The sequence below is a fragment of the Enterobacter sp. 200527-13 genome (assembly GCF_027924865.1).
Classification (GTDB): Bacteria; Pseudomonadota; Gammaproteobacteria; order Enterobacterales; family Enterobacteriaceae; genus Enterobacter; species Enterobacter ludwigii.
The window spans coordinates 180,967-203,461 of the sequence record NZ_BSCM01000006.1 but is presented as its reverse complement, the minus strand read 5'-3'; the positions used below and the strand labels follow the sequence as shown (position 1 = coordinate 203,461).

18 protein-coding genes are annotated in these 22,495 nt (G+C 54.9%); 14 read left to right on the top strand and 4 right to left on the bottom strand.

The window, feature by feature from the left end; translation table 11 throughout:
* The first annotated feature begins 13 nt into the window (after positions 1-13).
* From relA to eno, 4 genes are all read left to right on the top strand, one after another.
* Positions 14-2,245, top strand: a complete 2,232-nt coding sequence (relA, locus tag QMG44_RS18725; RefSeq protein ID WP_014171414.1) for a GTP diphosphokinase — start codon at positions 14-16, stop codon at positions 2,243-2,245.
* 69 nt (positions 2,246-2,314) lie between these two features.
* Positions 2,315-3,106: a nucleoside triphosphate pyrophosphohydrolase gene (gene mazG, locus QMG44_RS18720; RefSeq protein WP_020883805.1), complete on the top strand. Its 792-nt coding sequence runs from the start codon at positions 2,315-2,317 to the stop codon at positions 3,104-3,106.
* A gap of 223 nt (positions 3,107-3,329) precedes the next feature.
* On the top strand, positions 3,330-4,967 hold the full coding sequence (gene pyrG / locus QMG44_RS18715) for a glutamine hydrolyzing CTP synthase (protein ID WP_014171412.1): 1,638 nt from the start codon (positions 3,330-3,332) through the stop codon (positions 4,965-4,967).
* Between the two features lie 82 nt (positions 4,968-5,049).
* Complete coding sequence (gene eno / locus QMG44_RS18710) at positions 5,050-6,348, top strand: phosphopyruvate hydratase (RefSeq protein WP_232937739.1); 1,299 nt, start codon at positions 5,050-5,052, stop codon at positions 6,346-6,348.
* A gap of 52 nt (positions 6,349-6,400) precedes the next feature.
* Here eno and QMG44_RS18705 read toward each other — a convergent pair whose 3' ends face one another.
* Both QMG44_RS18705 and QMG44_RS18700 read right to left on the bottom strand, forming a co-directional pair.
* Positions 6,401-7,510, bottom strand: coding sequence for an SDR family oxidoreductase (locus tag QMG44_RS18705; protein WP_086532159.1), 1,110 nt, complete (start codon positions 7,508-7,510; stop codon positions 6,401-6,403).
* 359 nt (positions 7,511-7,869) lie between these two features.
* Positions 7,870-8,694: a MurR/RpiR family transcriptional regulator gene (locus QMG44_RS18700; RefSeq protein WP_020883807.1), complete on the bottom strand. Its 825-nt coding sequence runs from the start codon at positions 8,692-8,694 to the stop codon at positions 7,870-7,872.
* 166 nt (positions 8,695-8,860) lie between these two features.
* Between QMG44_RS18700 and QMG44_RS18695 the strand changes: the two genes are divergently transcribed.
* From QMG44_RS18695 to queE, 3 genes are read left to right on the top strand one after another with little or no spacing between them, the layout of a single operon-like run.
* A complete protein-coding gene (locus QMG44_RS18695; RefSeq protein WP_020883808.1) occupies positions 8,861-10,420 on the top strand; it encodes a maltose/glucose-specific PTS transporter subunit IIC in 1,560 nt (519 codons plus the stop codon).
* Positions 10,420-11,127 (top strand): N-acetylmannosamine-6-phosphate 2-epimerase, encoded by a 708-nt coding sequence (locus tag QMG44_RS18690; protein ID WP_086532160.1) that lies wholly within the window; start codon positions 10,420-10,422, stop codon positions 11,125-11,127. Before QMG44_RS18695 ends, QMG44_RS18690 begins: the two co-directional genes overlap by 1 nt.
* A 54-nt stretch (positions 11,128-11,181) precedes the next feature.
* On the top strand, positions 11,182-11,853 hold the full coding sequence (gene queE, locus QMG44_RS18685; protein WP_020883810.1) for a 7-carboxy-7-deazaguanine synthase QueE: 672 nt from the start codon (positions 11,182-11,184) through the stop codon (positions 11,851-11,853).
* Between the two features lie 28 nt (positions 11,854-11,881).
* Here the strand turns inward: queE and queD are convergent, their stop codons facing one another.
* The gene (gene queD, locus QMG44_RS18680; RefSeq protein WP_014171404.1) at positions 11,882-12,244 is read right to left on the bottom strand and encodes a 6-carboxytetrahydropterin synthase QueD; all 363 of its coding nucleotides are present in this window, start codon (positions 12,242-12,244) and stop codon (positions 11,882-11,884) included.
* A gap of 306 nt (positions 12,245-12,550) precedes the next feature.
* On the opposite strand from queD, the gene cysJ reads away from it, so the two are divergent.
* Genes cysJ through cysH form a run of 3 tightly spaced genes read left to right on the top strand, consistent with a single transcriptional unit; the run spans position 12,551 to position 16,818 of the window.
* Entirely contained in the window at positions 12,551-14,356 is a 1,806-nt protein-coding gene (gene cysJ / locus QMG44_RS18675; RefSeq protein WP_086532161.1) for an NADPH-dependent assimilatory sulfite reductase flavoprotein subunit, read from the top strand.
* Positions 14,356-16,068, top strand: coding sequence for an assimilatory sulfite reductase (NADPH) hemoprotein subunit (cysI, locus tag QMG44_RS18670; protein ID WP_014171402.1), 1,713 nt, complete (start codon positions 14,356-14,358; stop codon positions 16,066-16,068). Before cysJ ends, cysI begins: the two co-directional genes overlap by 1 nt.
* 15 nt (positions 16,069-16,083) lie before the next feature.
* Positions 16,084-16,818 (top strand): phosphoadenosine phosphosulfate reductase, encoded by a 735-nt coding sequence (gene cysH, locus QMG44_RS18665; protein WP_014171401.1) that lies wholly within the window; start codon positions 16,084-16,086, stop codon positions 16,816-16,818.
* Positions 16,819-16,872: 54 nt separating this feature from the next.
* Here the strand turns inward: cysH and QMG44_RS18660 are convergent, their stop codons facing one another.
* The gene (locus QMG44_RS18660; RefSeq protein WP_032678868.1) at positions 16,873-17,916 is read right to left on the bottom strand and encodes an aminopeptidase; all 1,044 of its coding nucleotides are present in this window, start codon (positions 17,914-17,916) and stop codon (positions 16,873-16,875) included.
* 246 nt (positions 17,917-18,162) lie between these two features.
* Between QMG44_RS18660 and cysG the strand changes: the two genes are divergently transcribed.
* The 4 genes from cysG to cysC are packed head-to-tail and all read left to right on the top strand — an operon-like array spanning position 18,163 to position 22,469.
* Positions 18,163-19,512 (top strand): siroheme synthase CysG, encoded by a 1,350-nt coding sequence (cysG, locus tag QMG44_RS18655; protein ID WP_194373031.1) that lies wholly within the window; start codon positions 18,163-18,165, stop codon positions 19,510-19,512.
* 9 nt (positions 19,513-19,521) lie between these two features.
* Entirely contained in the window at positions 19,522-20,430 is a 909-nt protein-coding gene (cysD, locus tag QMG44_RS18650) for a sulfate adenylyltransferase subunit CysD (RefSeq protein ID WP_006811770.1), read from the top strand.
* Between the two features lie 9 nt (positions 20,431-20,439).
* Positions 20,440-21,864 carry a sulfate adenylyltransferase subunit CysN gene (cysN, locus tag QMG44_RS18645; protein WP_014171398.1) on the top strand — a complete coding sequence of 475 codons (1,425 nt, stop codon included), beginning with the start codon at positions 20,440-20,442 and terminating at the stop codon, positions 21,862-21,864.
* Positions 21,864-22,469 (top strand): adenylyl-sulfate kinase, encoded by a 606-nt coding sequence (gene cysC / locus QMG44_RS18640; protein WP_014171397.1) that lies wholly within the window; start codon positions 21,864-21,866, stop codon positions 22,467-22,469. The genes cysN and cysC overlap by 1 nt, the downstream gene beginning before the upstream one ends.
* Positions 22,470-22,495 lie beyond the last annotated feature (26 nt).

Below are 22,495 nucleotides of genomic sequence, written 5' to 3'. Positions count from 1 at the left end.
AAAGGAGAGGACAATGGTTGCGGTAAGAAGTGCACATCTTAATAAAGCTGGGGAGTTTGACCCACAAAAATGGATAGCAAGTCTGGGGATTTCCAGCCAGCAGTCGTGTGAACGCTTAACCGAAACCTGGGCCTACTGTCAGCGCACCACTCTGGGGCATCCTGACGCCGAACTGTTATTGTGGCGCGGCGTGGAGATGGTTGAAATCTTATCCATGCTCAACATGGATATCGAAACGCTGCAGGCCGCGCTTTTGTTCCCTCTTGCCGATGCGGATGTCGTCACTGAAGACGTGCTGCGCGACAGCGTCGGGCAATCCGTCGTGGCGTTGATCCACGGCGTACGGGATATGGCGGCAATCCGCCAGCTCAAAGCCGCACATACCGATTCCGTCTCCTCGGAGCAAGTTGATAACGTTCGCCGGATGCTGCTGGCCATGGTGGACGATTTCCGCTGCGTGGTCATCAAGCTCGCTGAACGCGTTGCCCACCTGCGCGAAGTAAAAGATGCGCCGGAAGACGAGCGCGTACTGGCCGCGAAAGAGTGTACGAACATCTATGCACCGCTGGCGAACCGCTTAGGGATTGGTCAACTGAAATGGGAGCTGGAGGATTACTGCTTCCGTTACCTGCACCCGGCAGAATATAAGCGGATTGCAAAACTCCTGCACGAGCGCCGCATTGACCGCGAGCACTATATTGAGGAGTTCGTCAGCGGATTGCGCCAGTCGATGAAAGAAGAGAATGTGCGGGCTGAAGTCTATGGTCGACCCAAGCACATCTACAGCATCTGGCGCAAAATGCAGAAGAAACATCTCGCCTTTGATGAGCTGTTTGACGTGCGCGCCGTGCGCATCGTTGCGGAGCGTCTGCAGGATTGCTACGCCGCGTTAGGGATAGTACATACTCACTTCCGCCATCTTCCGGATGAATTCGATGACTATGTCGCGAACCCGAAACCTAACGGCTATCAGTCTATTCATACCGTGGTGCTGGGGCCTGGCGGCAAAACGGTCGAGATTCAAATTCGTACCAAACAGATGCACGAGGACGCTGAGCTTGGCGTCGCGGCGCACTGGAAATACAAAGAGGGGACGTCAGGTGGCGTGCGCTCTGGTCATGAAGACCGCATTGCCTGGCTGCGTAAGCTGATTGCGTGGCAGGAAGAGATGGCGGATTCCGGCGAAATGCTGGATGAAGTGCGAAGCCAGGTCTTTGACGACCGGGTCTACGTCTTTACGCCGAAAGGTGACGTGGTCGACCTGCCAGCAGGCTCCACGCCGTTGGACTTTGCCTATCACATCCACAGTGATGTGGGGCACCGCTGCATCGGGGCGAAAATCGGCGGACGTATCGTACCGTTTACCTATCAGCTGCAGATGGGCGACCAGATTGAAATCATCACGCAGAAGCAGCCTAACCCGAGCCGTGACTGGCTTAACCCGAACCTGGGTTATGTCACCACCAGCCGCGGGCGCTCAAAAATTCACGCCTGGTTCCGTAAGCAGGATCGTGACAAGAACATTCTTGCCGGTCGCCAGATCCTCGACGACGAGCTGGAACATATCGGCATAAGCCTGAAAGAGGCCGAGAAATTCCTGCTGCCGCGCTACAACTTCAACGAGCTGGATGAACTGCTGGCGGCGATTGGCGGCGGTGATATCCGTCTTAATCAGATGGTGAACTTCCTGCAGGCGCAGTTCAACAAGCCAAGCGCGGCGGAGCAGGATGCGGCGGCGCTGAAGCAGCTGCAGCAGAAAACCTATGCGCCACAGCAGCGCAGCAAAGACAATGGCCGCGTTGTGGTGGAAGGGGTGGGTAATCTGATGCATCACATTGCCCGCTGCTGCCAGCCAATCCCGGGTGATGATATCGTTGGCTTTATCACTCAGGGACGCGGGATTTCCATTCACCGTTCAGACTGCGACCAGCTTGCCGAGCTGCAGTCGCATGCACCGGAACGTATTGTGGAAGCGGTCTGGGGCGAGAGCTACTCGGCGGGGTACTCGCTGGTGGTTCGCGTCACCGCAAACGACCGCAGCGGCCTGCTGCGTGATATTACGACCATTCTCGCGAACGAGAAGGTTAACGTGCTGGGCGTGGCCAGCCGCAGCGATACGCGCGAGCAGCTTGCCACCATCGATATGACCATCGAAATCTACAACCTGCAGGTGCTGGGCCGCGTGCTTGGCAAACTGAACCAGGTCCCGGATGTGATTGACGCACGTCGTCTGCACGGCGGGTAAGCCCACCTTTCTGTAAGCCGGGTAAGGCGTAGCCTTTACCCGGCATTTATTTTTAATCAGGACAGAATTATGACCCAAATCGACCGCCTGCTTGGCATCATGAAACGCCTGCGCGATCCGGAAAACGGCTGCCCGTGGGACAAAGAGCAGACTTTCGCCACCATCGCCCCGTACACCCTCGAAGAGACCTATGAAGTGCTGGACGCCATTTCACGCGAGGATTTTGACGACCTGCGTGGTGAGCTGGGTGACCTGCTGTTCCAGGTGGTGTTCTATGCGCAAATGGCGCAGGAAGAGGGGCGTTTTAACTTCGAGGACATCTGCGCTGCCATCAGCGACAAACTGGAACGCCGTCATCCGCATATCTTTAGCGATGCCACCGCAGGTGATAGCGCGGAAGTGCTGGCGCGCTGGGAACAGATTAAAAGCGCCGAGCGCGCGGAGAAATCCCAGCACTCGGCACTGGATGACATTCCCCTGAACCTGCCTGCGCTGATGCGGGCGCATAAAATTCAGAAACGCTGCTCCGCGGTTGGCTTTGACTGGACGTCTCTTGGCCCGGTGCTGGAAAAAGTGCATGAAGAGATCGACGAAGTGATGCACGAAGCGCAACAGGCCGTGGTAGATGAAGCAAAGCTTGAAGAAGAGATGGGCGATTTGCTGTTCGCGACCGTCAACCTTTCTCGCCATCTGGGTGTAAAAGCGGAAACCGCCCTGCAAAAAGCCAACATTAAGTTCGAACGACGCTTTCGCGAAGTTGAGCGGATTGTGGCCTCGCGTGGCCTGGAAATGAGCGGAATTGACCTCGATGCGATGGAAGAAGTCTGGCAAGAAGTAAAACGCCAGGAAACTGATCTCTAACGAAATTTTGCGATCAAGCGCAATTTGTGTGATTTTTTAAATGACAAGCGCTTGATTTGCGTCAAAAACATTTACCCAAAAGGGGCTATTTTCTCACTCCTTATGTTTGTCATTGGCTGGACAGGAGACGGAGAATGAAAGTTTGTGGCGCTCGCCGTGTTCGGGTATACTACTTTCCCGTCCTGGTTATTCCATCGTTTCACCCTAACTTCTCAGGTTCAGCATGACAACGAACTATATTTTTGTGACCGGCGGGGTCGTATCCTCTCTGGGTAAAGGCATTGCCGCAGCCTCCCTCGCAGCCATTCTTGAAGCCCGTGGCCTCAATGTGACCATGATGAAACTGGATCCGTACATCAACGTTGATCCGGGTACCATGAGTCCAATCCAACACGGGGAAGTGTTCGTTACTGAAGACGGCGCTGAAACCGATCTGGATCTTGGCCATTACGAGCGTTTCATCCGCACTAAAATGACCCGTCGTAACAACTTCACGACAGGCCGCATCTACTCCGACGTTCTGCGTAAAGAGCGCCGTGGTGATTATCTTGGTGCTACCGTTCAGGTTATCCCACACATCACTAACGCTATCAAAGAACGCATTATTGCGGGCGGCGAAGGCCACGACGTGGTGCTGGTTGAAATCGGCGGTACCGTGGGTGATATCGAATCCCTGCCATTCCTGGAAGCGATTCGTCAGCTGGCGGTTGATATTGGCCGTGAAAACGCGCTGTTCATGCACCTGACGCTGGTGCCTTATATGGCAGCCGCAGGTGAAGTGAAAACCAAACCTACTCAGCACTCCGTTAAAGAGTTGCTCTCCATCGGTATTCAGCCAGATATCCTGGTTTGCCGTTCCGATCGCGCGGTTCCGGCGAACGAACGCGCGAAAATTGCATTGTTCTGTAACGTGCCGGAAAAAGCCGTTATTTCAATGAAAGATGTCGATTCCATTTATAAAATCCCGGGCCTGTTGAAATCACAGGGCCTGGACGATTATATTTGTAAACGATTCAGCTTGAACTGTCCGGAAGCTAACCTGTCTGAATGGGAACAGGTTATTTACGAAGAAGCGAATCCGGCTGGCGAAGTGACTATCGGCATGGTTGGCAAGTACATTGAACTGCCAGATGCCTATAAGTCAGTTATCGAAGCGCTGAAACACGGTGGTCTGAAGAACCGCGTCTCCGTTAACATCAAGCTGATTGATTCGCAGGATGTTGAAACGCGTGGCGTTGAAATTCTGAAAGATCTGGATGCGATCCTTATCCCTGGCGGCTTCGGCTACCGTGGTGTAGAAGGCAAGATCGCCACCGCACGCTATGCGCGTGAAAACAATATTCCATACCTCGGTATCTGCCTGGGTATGCAGGTTGCGCTGATCGAATTTGCGCGCAACGTAGCGGGAATGGAAAACGCGAACTCTACGGAATTTGTGCCAGACTGTAAGTACCCTGTCGTGGCGCTTATCACTGAATGGCGCGACGAAGAAGGTAACGTCGAAGTCCGTACCGAGAAGAGCGACCTGGGTGGCACGATGCGTCTTGGCGCACAGGCCTGCCAGCTGTCCGACGATAGCGTCGTTCGCAAGCTGTATGGCGAGCCGGTTATCACCGAACGTCATCGTCACCGCTATGAAGTCAACAACATGTTGTTGAAACAAATTGAAGCTGCGGGTCTGCGTGTTGCGGGCCGCTCCGGGGATGATCAGTTAGTCGAGATCATCGAAGTGCCAAACCATCCGTGGTTTGTCGCCTGCCAGTTCCACCCGGAATTTACTTCAACGCCACGTGACGGGCATCCGCTGTTTGCAGGCTTTGTGAAAGCCGCCAGCGATTACCAGAAGCGTCAGGCGAAGTAAAAAAAGTTAGAACGGCAACGCGTACCCCTGGTACGCGTTGTTTGTCTGGAGTTTTAGTTTAACTTGTACTGAGGAAAATCTAATGTCCAAAATCGTTAAAGTCATCGGTCGTGAAATCATCGACTCCCGTGGTAACCCGACCGTTGAAGCCGAAGTTCACCTGGAAGGTGGTTTCGTCGGTATGGCAGCTGCTCCGTCAGGTGCTTCTACTGGTTCCCGCGAAGCGCTGGAACTGCGCGATGGCGACAAATCCCGTTTCATGGGCAAAGGCGTACTGAAAGCTGTTGGCGCCGTAAACGGCCCTATTGCTCAGGCAATCATTGGCAAAGACGCTAAAGACCAGGCTGGCATCGACAAGATCATGATCGATCTGGACGGTACTGAAAACAAATCTAACTTCGGTGCTAACGCAATCCTGGCCGTTTCCCTGGCGAACGCCAAAGCTGCAGCGGCTGCTAAAGGTATGCCACTGTTCGAACACATCGCTGAACTGAACGGCACTCCAGGCAAATACTCCATGCCTGTACCGATGATGAACATCATCAACGGTGGTGAGCACGCAGACAACAACGTTGATATTCAGGAATTTATGATTCAGCCAGTTGGCGCGAAATCCCTGAAAGAAGCAGTACGTATGGGTTCTGAAGTGTTCCACAACCTGGCTAAAGTTCTGAAAGCTAAAGGTATGAACACGGCTGTTGGTGACGAAGGTGGCTATGCGCCAAACCTGGGTTCTAACGCAGAAGCACTGGCTGTTATCGCTGAAGCGGTTAAAGCAGCAGGCTACGAGCTGGGCAAAGACATCACTCTGGCGATGGACTGTGCAGCGTCTGAATTCTACAAAGACGGTAAATACGTTCTGGCTGGCGAAGGCAACAAAGCGTTCACCTCTGAAGAGTTCACTCACTTCCTGGAAGACCTGACCAAACAGTACCCAATCGTTTCTATCGAAGACGGTCTGGACGAGTCTGACTGGGATGGCTTCGCATACCAGACTAAAGTACTGGGCGACAAAATCCAGCTGGTGGGTGACGACCTGTTCGTAACCAACACCAAGATCCTGAAAGAAGGCATCGAGAAAGGCATCGTTAACTCCATCCTGATCAAATTCAACCAGATCGGTTCTCTGACCGAAACGCTGGCTGCGATCAAAATGGCGAAAGACGCTGGCTACACCGCTGTTATCTCTCACCGTTCTGGCGAAACTGAAGACGCTACCATCGCTGACCTGGCTGTTGGTACCGCGGCTGGCCAGATCAAGACCGGTTCTATGAGCCGTTCTGACCGTGTTGCTAAATACAACCAGCTGATTCGTATCGAAGAAGCACTGGGCGAAAAAGCACTATACAACGGTCGTAAAGAGATCAAAGGCCAGGCATAATCGCTAAGCCTTAAAATGAAAATGCCAGTCGCAAGACTGGCATTTTTTTTGGCTATTTAAAATCGACCGCCATTTGTTCCGGAATGGTCAGCCCCTGAGTGGTTTGCACGCAGCGGGCAATATAGTCCGTAAAGCGGGGTGGCTTAGGCATGCCCATGCTAAGCAGCTTATCATTGCTGAAGCGCACGTTGAGTGTGGCAAAAGCACCGTATAAACGCATTGCTTTCAGCATCAGGCGCTCGTTGCACGGCCCAAAAATATCCTTCAGTTCGCGGCGCATTCTGACCAGCGTTTCGTAACTCACCTGAGCGTATCGATCTCCGACAGGGGCTTTCTCCAGCGCCTGCGCCATTGCCTTATCAATATCAGCAAAGCGAACGCTGTTCTCTTCCCCGGCAGAAATATGTATCACTTCCCCTGAACGTGCATCACTGGTAAGCAGCATTAACAGCGCGTCGGCACAATAGTCCACCGGAACGACATCGATTTTGTCTTCCATCGAACACATGAATTTTTGCAGCATTAACCCCATGCTAAAGACCCAGAAAATACTGCTTGAAGGCGTGCAGCCGTGACGGGTATGGCCGACGACGATAGACGGGCGGGCGATGAGCAGCGGCAGATCAGGACAGTGCTGGCGCATCAGCTGTTCAATGGTGGATTTCGAATAGGTATATTCCACCAGATGCTCGGCGTTCTCTCTGAATTCTGCACTTTCGGCGACCAGCGAATCCTGCTCCGGCGTGCAGGACATCGCCGTGCCAACGTGCAGGAAGCGCTGTAGGGTCGACACCCGTTCCATGCGGCGCGCCAGCGCCAGGGTTCCCTCGACGTTCACCTTCCAGATAAGCGGATTGTTGCCAAATGACGCGACGGCCGCGCAGTTAACGACATGCGTCACCTGTTCAAGGCGCGGATCGTTCAGGAAGGCTTCCGGCTGGCTGAGATCGCCAATGAGGATATTCTCCACGCTCAGCGAGGCCAGTGCATGCTCAGGCACGTTGAACTTACGCATATTCTCCTGCACTCGCGCCAGCCCACCTTGCGGGTCACTGGCGCGCGCAAGCAGAAGTAAATTTACGGCGCTTTCGCCGGTCAGGATTTTTTCAAGTACTGCACCACCCAGAAATCCGGTCACGCCTGTAATCAGTAAGGTTTTCATTGATACCGTCTCATTATGATTGATGAGGCGGATTGTAGGCGGGCGAAAGTAAACGGCGTTTAAATAAAAAAATGGCCAGCCTTACCGTTTCTTAAGCTTATTTTAAGGTAAGGAATTCAGGGGATGAGATTGGACATTGCAGGAGGGAAGAAAATTCAATTTATAAAGATATTTATTTTAACTTGCTGATTTATATATTATAAATTCGCTTCCTGTATCGTGATGATATTAAGTCAAAATGTAATTATAAAAATACTTTGTAACATCATTCATTGATGCGGTAAATAATTTAACGGATGCTTAAGAACACTCAAAATAACAAACTCGCAGGCTATTGATATATAGCCTGCGAAGGTTTTCTACAGCAACAGAGGAAGCGTTGCGCTGGCGGTTTGTTGGCTGACCTCGCCGTAATGACCGTCTATTGCAATAAGGGAGTGGGTAAGCAACTCGACCAGCAGCATAACACCCACTTTGGCATTGAGTGCGCCTGCGCTAAGCGGCCCCTCGGGTTTGGCTGCAACCAGTAGCATATCGCTAAGGGACGCCAGCGGGCTACGCGGCGTATTGCTGAGCGCCAGCACGGGGACGCCACGTTTGCGCGCAAGTTTTACGACGTGAAGTAAATCCCGTGTTGAGCCTGAACTGGAGATGGCTACCACCAGCGACGCTTTAGAGAGGGTGGTCGCATTCATGGCTGCACGGTGCATATCGCTGAAGAGCTGCACAGGTTTGCCCAGGCGCAACAGCTTATAATGCAGATACTCGCCGAGGATCGCACTGGCAGCGACCCCATAAATCTGGACTGACTGCGCCTGATGCAGCGCCTGTGCCGCCTTTTCCAGCAGTGCTCTGTCGAGCAGTCTGGCGGTATCCTGCAGAGCCTGTACAGACTCTTCCACTACGCTATCAATTTCATCGCCGGCCTGACGCTCTGGCTGACCCTGCTGAATGTCCAGCGCAAGCGCCATTTTGAATTCCGTGTACCCCTTACAGCCCAGTGTGCGGCAAAGACGCGTCACGCTGGCCTCGCTGGTATGACTTTCGCGCGCCAGCTCAGTGATCGTCAGGTAAAGCACCCGGGCAGGATCGTTGAGGACAAACTCACCCAGTTTTCGTTGCGTTGGGCTGTACCCGGAAGCCTCCTGGCGTAGCTTCAGCAGCAGGTTTTCATGGTCTGACATGCGAGATCCTTAATGCATTCTTCTGTCGACTAGTGTGGCGGAAAGCGGGGGAAAGATGCCAGTCATTTCGAAAAAGTATGATCGTCCTCCTGGTTATTGATGATAATTTTCACTATTAATAATTAATGTGGTAAAAATTTTCATCTATACACGAGGGGATGAAAAAATGATGCAAATGTTCAGTGGGGCTTCTTCTGGCGGATGGTTTGAGAAAGCGCAGCGCTTTGGCAAATCATTTATGTTGCCCATCGCCGTCTTGCCCGCGGCGGGTTTGTTGCTGGGGATTGGAGGCGCGTTATCAAATCCCAATACCCTCACGGCCTACCCGTTTTTAGATGTTGCGTGGCTACAGGCCATCTTTACCATTATGAGCAGTGCCGGTTCGATTGTGTTCGCCAACCTCTCGGTGCTGTTTGCTGTTGGGGTCGCCGTCGGGCTGGCAAAAAATGATAAAGGAACCGCAGGGCTGGCGGCATTGCTCGCTTTTCTGGTGATGAATGCCACCATCAATGCGCTGCTGATCCTGACCGGAAAACTGGCGCTTGAGAACCCGGGTGCTGTAGGGCAGGGAATGACGCTGGGGATCCAGACGCTGGAAACCGGCGTATTTGGTGGCGTCGTCATCGGGCTTGTGACCTGTGCGCTACATCATCGGTTCAATAAGATCGCGCTTCCGCAGTTCCTGGGTTTCTTTGGCGGCTCACGTTTTGTACCGATCGTCAGCTCGCTGGCGGCAATACTTGTCGGGGCATTAATGACCGTCATCTGGCCGCATTTCCAGAAGCTGATCTTCGGTCTGGGCGGGCTTGTGGATGCCACCGGTTATCTGGGAACGATGCTGTACGGTTTCATTTTGCGCATGCTCGGGCCGTTTGGTTTACACCACATCTTCTATCTTCCCTTCTGGACGACCGCGCTTGGCGGCAGTGAGATCGTTAACGGTCAGCTGGTAGAAGGTACGCAGCGGATCTTCTTCGCCCAGCTTGCTGACCCGACAACACGCCAGTTTTATGAAGGCACGTCGCGTTTCATGTCCGGACGCTTCATCACGATGATGTTTGGTCTGCTGGGTGCCTGCCTCGCGATGTACCACACCGCAAAGCCGGAGAACAAAAAACGCGTCGCGGGGCTGTTACTTTCGGCGGCATTGACCTCGTTCCTGACGGGAATTACTGAACCTATTGAGTTCTCATTCCTTTTTGTTGCACCGGTGCTGTACGTCATTCACGCCCTGTTTGACGGGCTGGCGTTTATGCTCGCCCATATTTTACACATCACTATCGGGCAAACCTTCTCAGGCGGTTTTATCGACTTCGTGCTGTTCGGCATTCTCCAGGGCGAGGCCAAAACCCACTGGATGTTCGTACCGCTGGTAGGGGTGCCGTGGTTCTTCCTCTACTACTTTACGTTCCGCTATCTGATTAATCGCTTTGATTTTGCCACGCCGGGGCGTGAGAAAGAGGCGATGGCGGATGAAGTGACCTTTTCGCAGAGCGAGCGTGCCGTTGCGGTGATCGCCGGGTTAGGTGGCAAAGACAATCTCGAAGAGGTGGACTGCTGCGCGACGCGTCTTCGCGTCACGGTGAAGGATGGCAGCAAAGTGAATGAATCGGCGCTGAAAGCGACCGGCGCGCGCGGCGTTATCGTCCGCGGCAACGGTGTTCAGGTCATTTATGGGCCGCATGTCACGATTATTAAAAACGAAGTGGAAGAGATCTTATCGTAATGAAAACTGTACTGGATAACCTGAAGGGAAAACTGGTCGTCTCCTGCCAGGCGCTGGAGAATGAACCTCTGCATAGCGCGTTTATTATGTCACGAATGGCGCTGGCCGCCGCGCAGGGTGGGGCGGCAGCGATCCGTGCCAATAGCGTGGTGGACATCGAAGCCATCAAGCAGCAGGTAGCGCTGCCGGTTATCGGCATCATCAAACGCGATTATCCGGATAGTGAGGTGTTTATCACCGCCACGATGAAAGAAGTGGATGAGCTGATGACGGTTTCTCCGGAAATCATTGCCCTGGATGCGACTGCGCGACAGCGCCCTGGCGGCGAAGACCTGGCTACGCTGGTCGCGCATATCCGCACGCGGTACCCGTCGGTATGCCTGATGGCGGATATTTCCTCAACAGAAGAGGCCGTGACGGCGCAGGCGCTGGGTTTTGATTGTGTGGGGACCACGCTTTACGGTTATACGGCAGAAACCGCAGGCCATGCGCTACCGGGCAATGACTGCGCGTTTCTGAAAGAGGTGCTGGCTGCCGTCGACATTCCCGTGGTGGCCGAAGGCAACGTTGATACACCTGAACGGGCGGCGAGGTGCCTGGAACTTGGTGCCTTTATGGTCGTTGTCGGCGGGGCCATCACCCGTCCACAGCAAATTACTGCGCGGTTTATGGCAGCGATTGGCGCTCAAAGCACCGATGGAGCATGACCATCTGACGGGGATCTGCGATACTTATCGTTTATCCCCTTAACTGAGATGACTATGCAGTACCCGATTAACGAGATGTTCCAGACCCTGCAAGGCGAGGGTTACTTTACCGGCGTTCCCGCCATCTTTATTCGATTACAGGGATGTCCGGTTGGCTGTGCCTGGTGTGATACCAAACATACGTGGGATAAACTCGCAGATCGGGAAGTGTCGCTGTTTAGCATTCTGGCTAAAACCAAAGAGAGCGATAAGTGGGGCGCGGGAAGTGCGGAAGATCTGCTGGCGATCATTGGCCGTCAGGGGTGGACGGCGCGCCACGTGGTGATTACCGGGGGTGAACCCTGCATCCACGACCTGACGCCGCTGACCGAGCTGCTCGAAAAGAACGGCTACAGCTGTCAGATTGAAACCAGCGGCACGCATGAAGTGCGCTGTTCTCACACCACCTGGGTGACGGTTTCGCCGAAAGTTAACATGCGCGGCGGCTACGATGTACTCTCTCAGGCGCTGGAGCGTGCTGATGAGATTAAACACCCGGTTGGCCGCGTGCGTGATATCGAAGCGCTGGATGAACTGCTCGCCACGCTGACGGATGAAAAGCAGCGCATCATCGCGCTGCAGCCTATCAGCCAGAAAGAGGATGCCACGCGCCTGTGTATTGAAACCTGTATTGCCCGCAACTGGCGGCTGTCGATGCAGACGCACAAGTACCTGAACATCGCCTAAAAAAAAGCCCGGATATTCCGGGCTTTTTTTACTCACCGCGATAGATACAGCCCGCGGTGCAGGTCTCTTTGATCATCACCGCGCTCAGCAGAGGCACCTGCGGTTTCATCTGATCCCAAATCCATTTAGCCAGCACTTCACTGGTCGGGTTTTCAAGGCCCGGGATATCATTCAGATAGTAGTGATCCAGACGATCGTAGGTCGGTTTGAATGCCGCCTTCAGCTCGGCAAAGTCCATGATCCAACCGGTATGCGGATCGACGTCACCGGTTATCTCAAGACGCACCATAAACGAGTGCCCGTGCAGACGGCCACATTTATGCCCTTCAGGAACATGCGGAAGGTGGTGGGCGGCTTCGAAGGTGAAATCTTTAAACAGTGTGGTGGACATTATTGCTCTCAGTAATGCGGAAAAAACCGCCGCATAGTACCGGAAAGCACAATTTTTATCATTAACTAAAACGGCTCTGTTGCCGCAACGTGGTGCATACGAGAAAGGACTACTGTTTTATGATTAAATTTCAATGGGTTAGTTAATCGTTTTTATCGCTAAGAACGATAACTAAAACAGGTTAGTCCATTTGGTTATTTATTATTTCCATCCCTTCTTTAATTGTTATTATCCTCGCCGTTAACCTTATCTTCAGTTTGGATTTATTCGCTTAAAGTCCGCTTGGCTACTGGAACATAACGACGCATGACAACACAGGCCCCACCTTCAAATTTGCTTCCCCTGAACCCGGAGCAACTGGCGCGCCTTCAGGCTGCCACCTCTGATTTTTCTCCCACCCAGCTTGCCTGGGTCTCCGGCTATTTCTGGGGAATGCTTAACCAGCAACCGGGCGCTGTGGCTGCTGCACCGGCAACTGCGGTAGAAATTCCGGCGATTACGCTGATTTCTGCCTCGCAGACGGGCAATGCTCGCCGTGTGGCCGAAGCGCTGCGCGACGACCTGCTGGCCGCCAAACTGAACGTGAACCTGGTGAACGCCGGGGACTATAAATTCAAACAGATCGCGTCCGAAAAACTGCTGGTGGTGGTGGCTTCAACCCAGGGTGAGGGTGAGCCGGCTGAAGAAGCGGTGGCCCTGCATAAATTCCTGTTCTCGAAAAAAGCCCCAAAACTGAACGGGACGGCGTTCGCCGTGTTTGGCCTGGGCGACACCTCCTACGAATTTTTCTGCCAGTCCGGTAAAGATTTCGACAACAAACTGGCGGAACTGGGCGCTGAGCGCCTGCTGGACCGCGTTGATGCGGATGTGGAATACCAGACTGCAGCCGCTGAATGGCGTGCGCGCATCGTTGACGTGCTGAAAGCACGCGTGCCGAAAGAGACCCCAGCGCAGGCTGCCGTCACCGCGGCGGGTGCAGTCAATGATATTCACACCAGCCCGTATACCAAAGAGGCACCGCTGGCAGCGAGCCTGGCGGTTAATCAGAAAATTACCGGTCGCGCCTCTGAGAAAGACGTGCGGCATATTGAAATCGATCTCGGTGATTCCGGTCTGCGTTACCAGCCGGGCGATGCACTTGGGATCTGGTACCAGAACGATCCGGCGCTGGTTAAAGAGCTGGTCGAACTGCTGTGGCTGAAAGGCGATGAGCCTGTCACCGTCGACGGTAACACGCAGCCGCTCTCTGAGGCGCTGCAGTGGCATTTCGAGCTGACGGTCAACACGCCAAACATCGTTGAAAATTACGCTACCTTAACGCGCAGTGAATCGCTGCTGCCTCTGGTGGGGGATAAGGCGAAGCTGCAGCATTACGCCGCGACGACGCCGATTGTCGATATGGTGCGTTTCTCTCCGGCACAGCTGGATGCGGATGCGCTAATTGGCCTGCTGCGTCCGCTGACGCCGCGCCTCTACTCCATTGCCTCTTCCCAGGCCGAAGTGGAGAGCGAAGTGCATATCACCGTGGGCGTGGTGCGTTATGACATCGAAGGCCGTGCCCGTGCGGGCGGGGCATCAAGCTTCCTGGCCGATCGCGTGGAGGAAGACGGTGAAGTGCGCGTGTTTATCGAGCACAACGACAACTTCCGTCTGCCTGCGAACCCGGAAACACCGGTCATCATGATTGGGCCGGGTACCGGTATTGCGCCATTCCGCGCCTTTATGCAGCAGCGCGCTGCAGATGAGGCGCCGGGTAAAAACTGGTTGTTCTTCGGCAACCCGCACTTTACGGAAGATTTCCTCTACCAGGTTGAGTGGCAGCGTTACGTCAAAGAAGGCGTCCTGACGCGCATCGACCTGGCCTGGTCCCGCGATCAGCAAGAAAAAGTATATGTACAAGACAAACTGCGCGAACAGGGCGCAGAGCTGTGGCGCTGGATCAATGACGGTGCCCACATTTATGTCTGCGGCGACGCCAATCGCATGGCGAAAGACGTTGAGCAGGCATTGCTGGAAGTGATTGCCGAATTCGGCGGTATGGATGCCGAAACGGCGGATGAATTTTTAAGTGAGCTGCGCGTTGAGCGCCGTTATCAGCGAGATGTCTACTAATGAGCGAAAAACATCCAGGGCCACTGGTGGTCGAAGGTAAACTGACAGACGCCGAGCGCATGAAGCTGGAAAGCAACTATCTGCGCGGCACCATTGCTGAAGATCTGAATGACGGTCTCACCGGCGGCTTTAAAGGCGACAACTTTCTGCTGATCCGTTTCCACGGTATGTATCAGCAGGACGACCGTGATATCCGCGCCGAACGTGCAGAACAGAAGCTGGAGCCGCGTCATGCGATGCTGCTGCGCTGCCGTCTTCCGGGCGGGGTGATCACCACGAAACAGTGGCAGGCGATCGATAAGTTTGCGGGTGAAAATACCCTTTATGGCAGCATCCGTCTGACCAACCGTCAGACCTTCCAGTTCCACGGCATTCTGAAGAAGAACGTGAAGCCGGTACACCAGATGCTGCACTCTGTCGGGCTGGACGCGCTGGCCACGGCCAACGACATGAACCGTAACGTGCTCTGCACCTCGAACCCGTACGAGTCCGAGCTGCACGCCGAAGCCTATGAGTGGGCGAAAAAGATCTCTGAGCACCTGCTGCCACGCACCCGCGCCTATGCGGAGATCTGGCTCGATCAGGAAAAAGTGGCCACCACCGACGAAGAACCGATCCTTGGCCAGACCTATCTGCCGCGTAAGTTCAAAACCACCGTGGTGATCCCGCCGCAGAACGATATCGATCTGCACGCCAACGACATGAACTTCGTGGCGATTGCCGAAAATGGCAAGCTGGTGGGCTTTAACCTGCTGGTGGGCGGCGGTCTCTCCATCGAACACGGTAACAAGAAAACCTATGCCCGTACCGCAAGCGAGTTTGGTTTCCTGCCGCTGGAGCACACGCTGGCCGTGGCTGAAGCGGTTGTCACCACGCAGCGCGACTGGGGTAACCGTACGGACCGTAAAAACGCGAAAACCAAATACACCCTGGAGCGCGTGGGCGTAGAGACGTTCAAAGCGGAAGTGGAGCGTCGCGCGGGGATTAAGTTTGAGCCGATCCGTCCGTATGAATTTACGGGACGTGGCGATCGTATTGGCTGGGTCAAAGGCATCGACAATAAATGGCACCTGACGCTGTTTATTGAAAACGGCCGTATTCTTGATTATCCGGGCCGCCCGCTGAAAACCGGTCTGCTGGAAATTGCGAAGATCCATAAAGGTGAATTCCGTATCACCGCTAACCAGAACCTGATCGTTGCCGGCGTGCCGGAAAGCCAGAAAGCGAAGATTGAGAAACTGGCGCGCGACCATGGGTTGATGGACGCGGTGAAGCCGCAGCGTGAAAACTCAATGGCCTGCGTGTCGTTCCCGACCTGCCCGCTGGCGATGGCGGAAGCAGAGCGTTTCCTGCCGTCATTCACCGATAAGGTGGAAGCGATTCTGGAAAAACACGGTATTCCGGACGAGCATATTGTTATGCGTGTCACCGGCTGCCCGAACGGCTGTGGCCGTGCGATGCTGGCCGAGCTGGGTCTGGTGGGTAAAGCGCCGGGTCGCTATAACCTGCACCTCGGCGGCAACCGTATCGGAACGCGTATTCCGCGCATGTTCCGTGAGAACATCACCGAGCCGGAAATTCTTGATTCTATCGACGAGCTTGTCGGGCGCTGGGCGAAAGAGCGCGAAGCGGGTGAAGGCTTCGGCGACTTTACGGTGCGTGCGGGCATTATTCGCCCGGTGCTCGATCCCGCAAGGGATTTCTGGGAGTAAACACGAGAGGTAATTATGTCCGTACTCGATCTAAACGCCCTAAATGAACTGCCAAAAGTCGATCGCATTCTGGCGCTGGCAGAAACCAATGCGCAGCTTGAAAAGCTCGACGCCGAAGGCCGCGTGGCATGGGCCCTGGAGAACCTGCCAGGTGATTATGTGCTCTCGTCGAGTTTTGGTATTCAGGCTGCGGTGAGTTTGCATCTGGTGAACCAGATTCGTCCGGACATTCCGGTGATCCTGACCGATACCGGCTACCTGTTCCCGGAAACCTACCAGTTTATCGATGAGCTGACGGACAAGCTCGGGCTGAACCTGAAAGTCTACCGTGCGGAGCAAAGTGCGGCCTGGCAGGAGGCGCGGTATGGCAAACTGTGGGAACAGGGCGTTGAGGGCATTGAGAAATACAATGAGATCAACAAGGTCGAGCCGATGAACCGGGCGCTGAAAGAGCTTAACGCGCAGACCTGGTTTGCGGGGTTACGCCGCGAGCAGTCCGGAAGTCGCGCCACGCTCCCGGTGCTGGCGGTTCAGCGCGGGGTGTTTAAAGTGCTGCCGATCATCGACTGGGATAACCGTACGGTTTACCAGTACCTGCAAAAACACGGACTGAAATACCACCCGCTCTGGGACCAGGGTTATCTGTCAGTGGGCGATACCCATACCACGCGTAAATGGGAACCGGGCATGGCGGAAGAAGAGACGCGATTCTTTGGACTTAAGCGCGAGTGCGGATTGCACGAAGGGTAAATTCTGTTCCCTTTTCCCTCACCCTCTTACAAAGGGTGAGGGACATGTTCTGTTCTACGCTTTCCCAGCTTTTGCCAGCTCTTTCACCAGCGGCAGCATCACTTTAACCACATCCCGACTGCGATGTTCAATCCGCTGCGGCAGTGCGCTATCAATATGCTGCTGATTATCCAGCAGCACGTTATGCCAGCTCGTCCCGTCCGGGAAAGCCTTCGATTTCACCCGCTGCTGATAACCGTCTTTCTTACCCAGCATCCAGTTAGTGGCTTCCACGTACAGAACAGGAATGCCCGCTTTATCGAACACTTCACCATCATTACAGCAGCCGGTTCCGCGAGGATAATCGGGATTCCCGCCCGGGTTGCTGGTGGCATACACCCCATGGCTGCGGGCGATTGCCAGCGCGCGGTCGCGCGTCAGTTTACGCACGGTACCCGGCGTACTCTGTCCGCTGTTGAAATAGAGCTTATCGCCGACGATCAGGTTATCGAGGTTAATCACCAGCAGCGTATTTTTCCTCTCCTCGGCACTCATGCGTTTCAGGAGATTCTCCGCGCCAAGTTTTCCCTCTTCTTCACCGCTGGTGGCAACGAAACGGATCCCGTATTGGGTTGGAATGTCTTTCATTCGCTCTGCCAGTTCGAGCATCACGCCCAGACCCGCCGCGTTATCATCCAGCCCCTGTAACGTCAGCCCGCCGAGATTATTGTCGGTATCGGCGTCGCTCATTGGCGCGTAGGTGTCCAGGTGCGCCATGATAATGATCTGTTCCGCCGCGCTACCTTCATGGGCCGCAATGACCGTACTGCCGGTCACGTTATGCCAGTTTTTTGTTTTATTGCGCGAGGTATAGACGTAGCGGCTGTGAAACGATCGGATATCGCTCTGGTAACCCATGTCAGCAAATTGCTGGCGAATATAATCGGCGGAAAGCATTTCCGCTGGCGTGCCGGTCATACGACCCGGAAAGACGGTCGCAATATGCCGCGCCTGCATATTCGCGATTTCACCATAGGGCTGATTTTTTGCCTGGGCCGGAAGGATAAAGCAAACGCCGAGCGCCAGGGCAGCGATACGGTGGCGCGTTGCGGAAAACATAGTGAGTCCTTAAAAACAGAGCAAAATTTTAACCCGCCTAGTATGAAACTGTGATCGACCATACACAATTTGAATTGCTCTTAAATGCCCGAAAATTCGCGTGTTAAGCACTTTTTGATCTTTGCTTTTCCATGGCGTTATTCCATTGAGTAACTACTCATTCCAATTCGTAATTTCATTCGATCTAAGCCGCCCCCTATAGTCCCACTATTCCTTGTTGTTAGTGAGTTGTAGCTTGTGGACTATCTGCCCCTTTTTGCCGCGATAAAAGACAGACCTGTGCTGGTAGTCGGCACCGGTGAGGTTGCCGATCGCAAAATCGCGTTTCTGCAGCGAGCGGGGGCGCAGGTACGGATAGTCGACGAGGCGGATTTCGACGAGTCGCAAATCGACAGCGTGGTGCTGGTGATTGCGGCAACCGATAACCGTGAGCTCAACCGCCGTATTTCAGAGGCGGCTCAGGCCCGTCACCGTCTGGTGAACGTGGTGGACGATCGGCCGCTGTGTTCTTTTATCTTCCCGTCGATTGTTGACCGTTCGCCATTGCTGGTGGCCATCTCCTCCGGCGGGACCGCGCCGGTGCTGGCACGCGTGCTGCGGGAAAAAATCGAAGCACTTTTGCCTACCAGCCTTGGGCGGATGGCGGAGAAAGCGAGCTTCTGGCGTAACCATCTGAAAACGCGCCTGACCAGCGTGACGGAACGCCGTCGCTTTTGGGAACGCGTGTTCCGCGGTCGTTTTGCCAGCCTGATGCATGCCGGGAATGAAACGGCGGCGCAGCAGATCCTCGAAGATGAGCTGGATAACCCTGGCAGTAGCGGCGGCGAGATCATTCTGGTCGGTGCGGGGCCGGGTGATGCCGGGCTGCTGACCCTGCGCGGCCTGCAGGTGCTTCAGGATGCCGATGTGGTGTTCTACGACCATCTGGTCACCGACGGGGTGCGCGAATTGATTCGCCGTGACGCAGAACAAATCTGCGTTGGCAAACGGGCGGGCGAGCACTCTGTACCGCAGCATGACACCAACCAGATGCTGGTGGCGGCGGCAAAAGCGGGCAAAACGGTGGTGCGGCTTAAAGGTGGCGACCCGTTTATCTTTGGTCGCGGCGGGGAAGAGCTGCAGGCGGCGGCTGAAGCGGGCGTGCCGTTCCAGGTCGTCCCGGGTATCACGGCGGCTTCCGCAGTGACGGCCTACGCCGGTATACCGCTTACTCACCGCGATTACGCCCAGAGCGTGACCTTTGTCACGGGCCATTACAAGGCGGACAGCACCCCGTTTGACTGGTCGCATCTGGCCCAGAGTCGTCAGACGCTGGCTATCTATATGGGCACGATGAAGGCGGCGGACATCAGTGAACAACTTATTCAACACGGTCGAGAGGCAACCACGCCGGTCGCCGTGATTTCTCGCGGCACGCGCGTCGATCAGCATGTGGCTATCGGTACGCTACAGGATCTTGCCACCCTGGCGAAAGAGGCCCCTATGCCCGCGCTTATCGTGGTAGGGGAAGTGGTGCACCTGCACAGCACACTCGCCTGGTTTCAACATACAACAGACTCAGAGGGGTTTGGCTCCTCTGTGGTGAATCTGGCTTAAGGAACGGTTATGGACCAAAAACGACTTACTCACCTGCGGCAGCTCGAAGCGGAAAGTATCCATATTATCCGCGAAGTGGCAGCCGAATTCTCTAACCCGGTGATGATGTATTCCATCGGTAAAGATTCCAGCGTGATGCTACACCTGGCGCGTAAAGCGTTTTACCCGGGTACGCTGCCGTTCCCGCTGCTGCACGTTGATACCGGCTGGAAATTCCGTGAAATGTATGAATTCCGCGACCGTACGGCAAAAGCCTACGGCTGCGAACTGCTGGTGCATAAAAACCCGGAAGGGGTGGCGATGGGCATTAACCCGTTCGTGCACGGTAGCGCCAAACACACTGACATCATGAAAACCGAAGGGCTGAAGCAGGCGCTGAACAAATACGGTTTTGACGCGGCCTTCGGCGGCGCACGCCGTGACGAAGAAAAATCCCGTGCGAAAGAGCGTATCTACTCTTTCCGCGACCGCTTCCACCGCTGGGATCCAAAAAACCAGCGCCCGGAGCTGTGGCATAACTACAACGGTCAGATCAACAAGGGCGAAAGCATTCGCGTGTTCCCGCTCTCCAACTGGACCGAGCTGGATATCTGGCAGTACATCTATCTGGAAAATATCGAGATCGTGCCGCTGTACCTGGCCGCTGAACGTCCGGTGCTGGAGCGTGACGGCATGCTGATGATGATCGATGACGATCGCATCGACCTGCAGCCAGGCGAAGTGATCAAAAAACAGATGGTGCGTTTCCGTACCCTCGGCTGCTGGCCATTGACCGGTGCCGTGGAGTCCAGTGCGCAGACGCTGCCGGAGATCATTGAAGAGATGCTGGTGTCGACCACCAGTGAGCGACAGGGGCGCGTGATTGACCGCGACCAGGCAGGCTCCATGGAGCTGAAGAAACGTCAGGGTTATTTCTAAGGAGCCGCCATGAACACGACCATTGCTCAACAAATTGCCAATGAAGGCGGCGTAGAAGCTTATCTGCACGCGCAACAACACAAAAGCCTGCTGCGCTTTCTGACCTGCGGCAGCGTCGATGACGGGAAAAGCACGCTGATCGGCCGTCTGCTGCACGATACGCGACAGATTTACGAAGATCAGCTCTCTTCCCTGCACAATGACAGTAAACGTCATGGTACCCAGGGCGAGAAACTCGACCTGGCGCTGCTGGTGGACGGCCTGCAGGCCGAGCGCGAGCAGGGCATCACCATTGATGTGGCGTATCGCTATTTCTCCACCGAGAAGCGCAAATTTATTATTGCCGACACCCCGGGGCACGAGCAGTACACCCGTAACATGGCGACCGGTGCGTCTACCTGTGAACTGGCGATCCTGCTGATTGACGCCCGTAAAGGGGTACTGGATCAGACTCGTCGCCACAGCTTTATCTCCACGTTGCTGGGGATCAAACACCTGGTGGTGGCGGTCAACAAAATGGATCTGGTGAACTTCAGCGAAGAGAAGTTTGATGAGATCCGCCAGAGTTACCTGACGTTTGCTGAACAGCTGCCGGGTAACCTGGATATTCGCTTTGTGCCGCTCTCTGCGCTGGAAGGCGACAACGTGGCTTCCCAGAGCGCGAACATGCCGTGGTATAGCGGCCCGACGCTGCTCGAAGTGCTTGAAACCGTGGAGATCCAGCGCGTGGTCGACACCCAGCCGATGCGCTTCCCGGTTCAGTACGTTAACCGTCCTAACCTCGATTTCCGCGGTTTCTCCGGCACTCTCGCGTCGGGCACCGTGGCGGTCGGTCAGCGCGTTAAAGTTCTGCCGTCTGGTGTGGAATCCACCATCAGCCGTATCGTCACCTTTGATGGCGATCTGCCGCAAGCCGGCGCGGGTGAAGCGGTCACGCTGGTATTGAAAGATGAAATTGATATCAGCCGCGGCGATCTGCTGGTGGACGCTCAGGAGACGCTGGCAGCGGTGCAGGGGGCTTCCGTTGATGTGGTGTGGATGGCCGAACAACCGCTGACCGCTGGTCAGAGCTACGACATTAAAATCGCGGGTAAGAAAACCCGTGCCCGCGTGGACGGTATCCAGTTCCAGGTGGACATCAATAACCTGACCCAGCGCGACGTCACCGAGCTGCCGCTGAACGGCATTGGTCTGGTCGACGTGACCTTTGACGAGCCGCTGGTGCTGGATCCCTACCAGCAGAACCCGGTAACGGGTGGGCTGATCTTTATCGATCGCCTCTCCAACGTGACCGTGGGTGCCGGTATGGTGCGTGAGCCAAATGAACAAGCTACGGTAGCCTCTGAGTTCAGCGCTTTTGAGCTGGAGCTGAATGCGCTGGTGCGTAAGCACTTCCCGCACTGGGGTGCGCGCGATCTGCTGGGAGGCAAGTAATGGCCGCCCATGATGAGAACGTCGTCTGGCATCCTCATCCGGTCACCGTCGCGCAGCGCGAGAAACTTCACGGTCATCGTGGCGTGGTACTGTGGTTTACCGGGCTATCCGGCTCTGGTAAATCCACGGTAGCGGGCGCGCTGGAAGAGGCGCTACACCAGCAGGGGGTCAGTACCTACCTGCTGGATGGCGACAATGTGCGCCACGGCCTGTGCAGCGATTTGGGCTTCAGCGACGACGATCGTAAAGAGAATATTCGCAGGGTGGGGGAAGTGGCCAGCCTGATGGCGGATGCCGGGTTAGTGGTACTGACCGCGTTTATCTCACCGCATCGTGCCGAACGCCAGATGGTGCGCGAGCGCGTCGGGCAGGATCGCTTTATCGAAGTGTTTGTTGATACGCCGCTGGAAATTTGCGAAGCGCGCGATCCCAAAGGGCTGTATAAGAAAGCGCGCGCGGGAGAGTTGCGAAACTTCACCGGCATTGACTCGGTGTACGAAGCGCCTGAATCGCCTGAAATTCACCTGGAAGGTCAACAATTGGTAACAAATTTAGTAAGCCAATTATTAGACCTGCTCAGACGGGACGATATTATCAGATCCTGAGACGGTATCGTTCGGGAGCTGTCTTC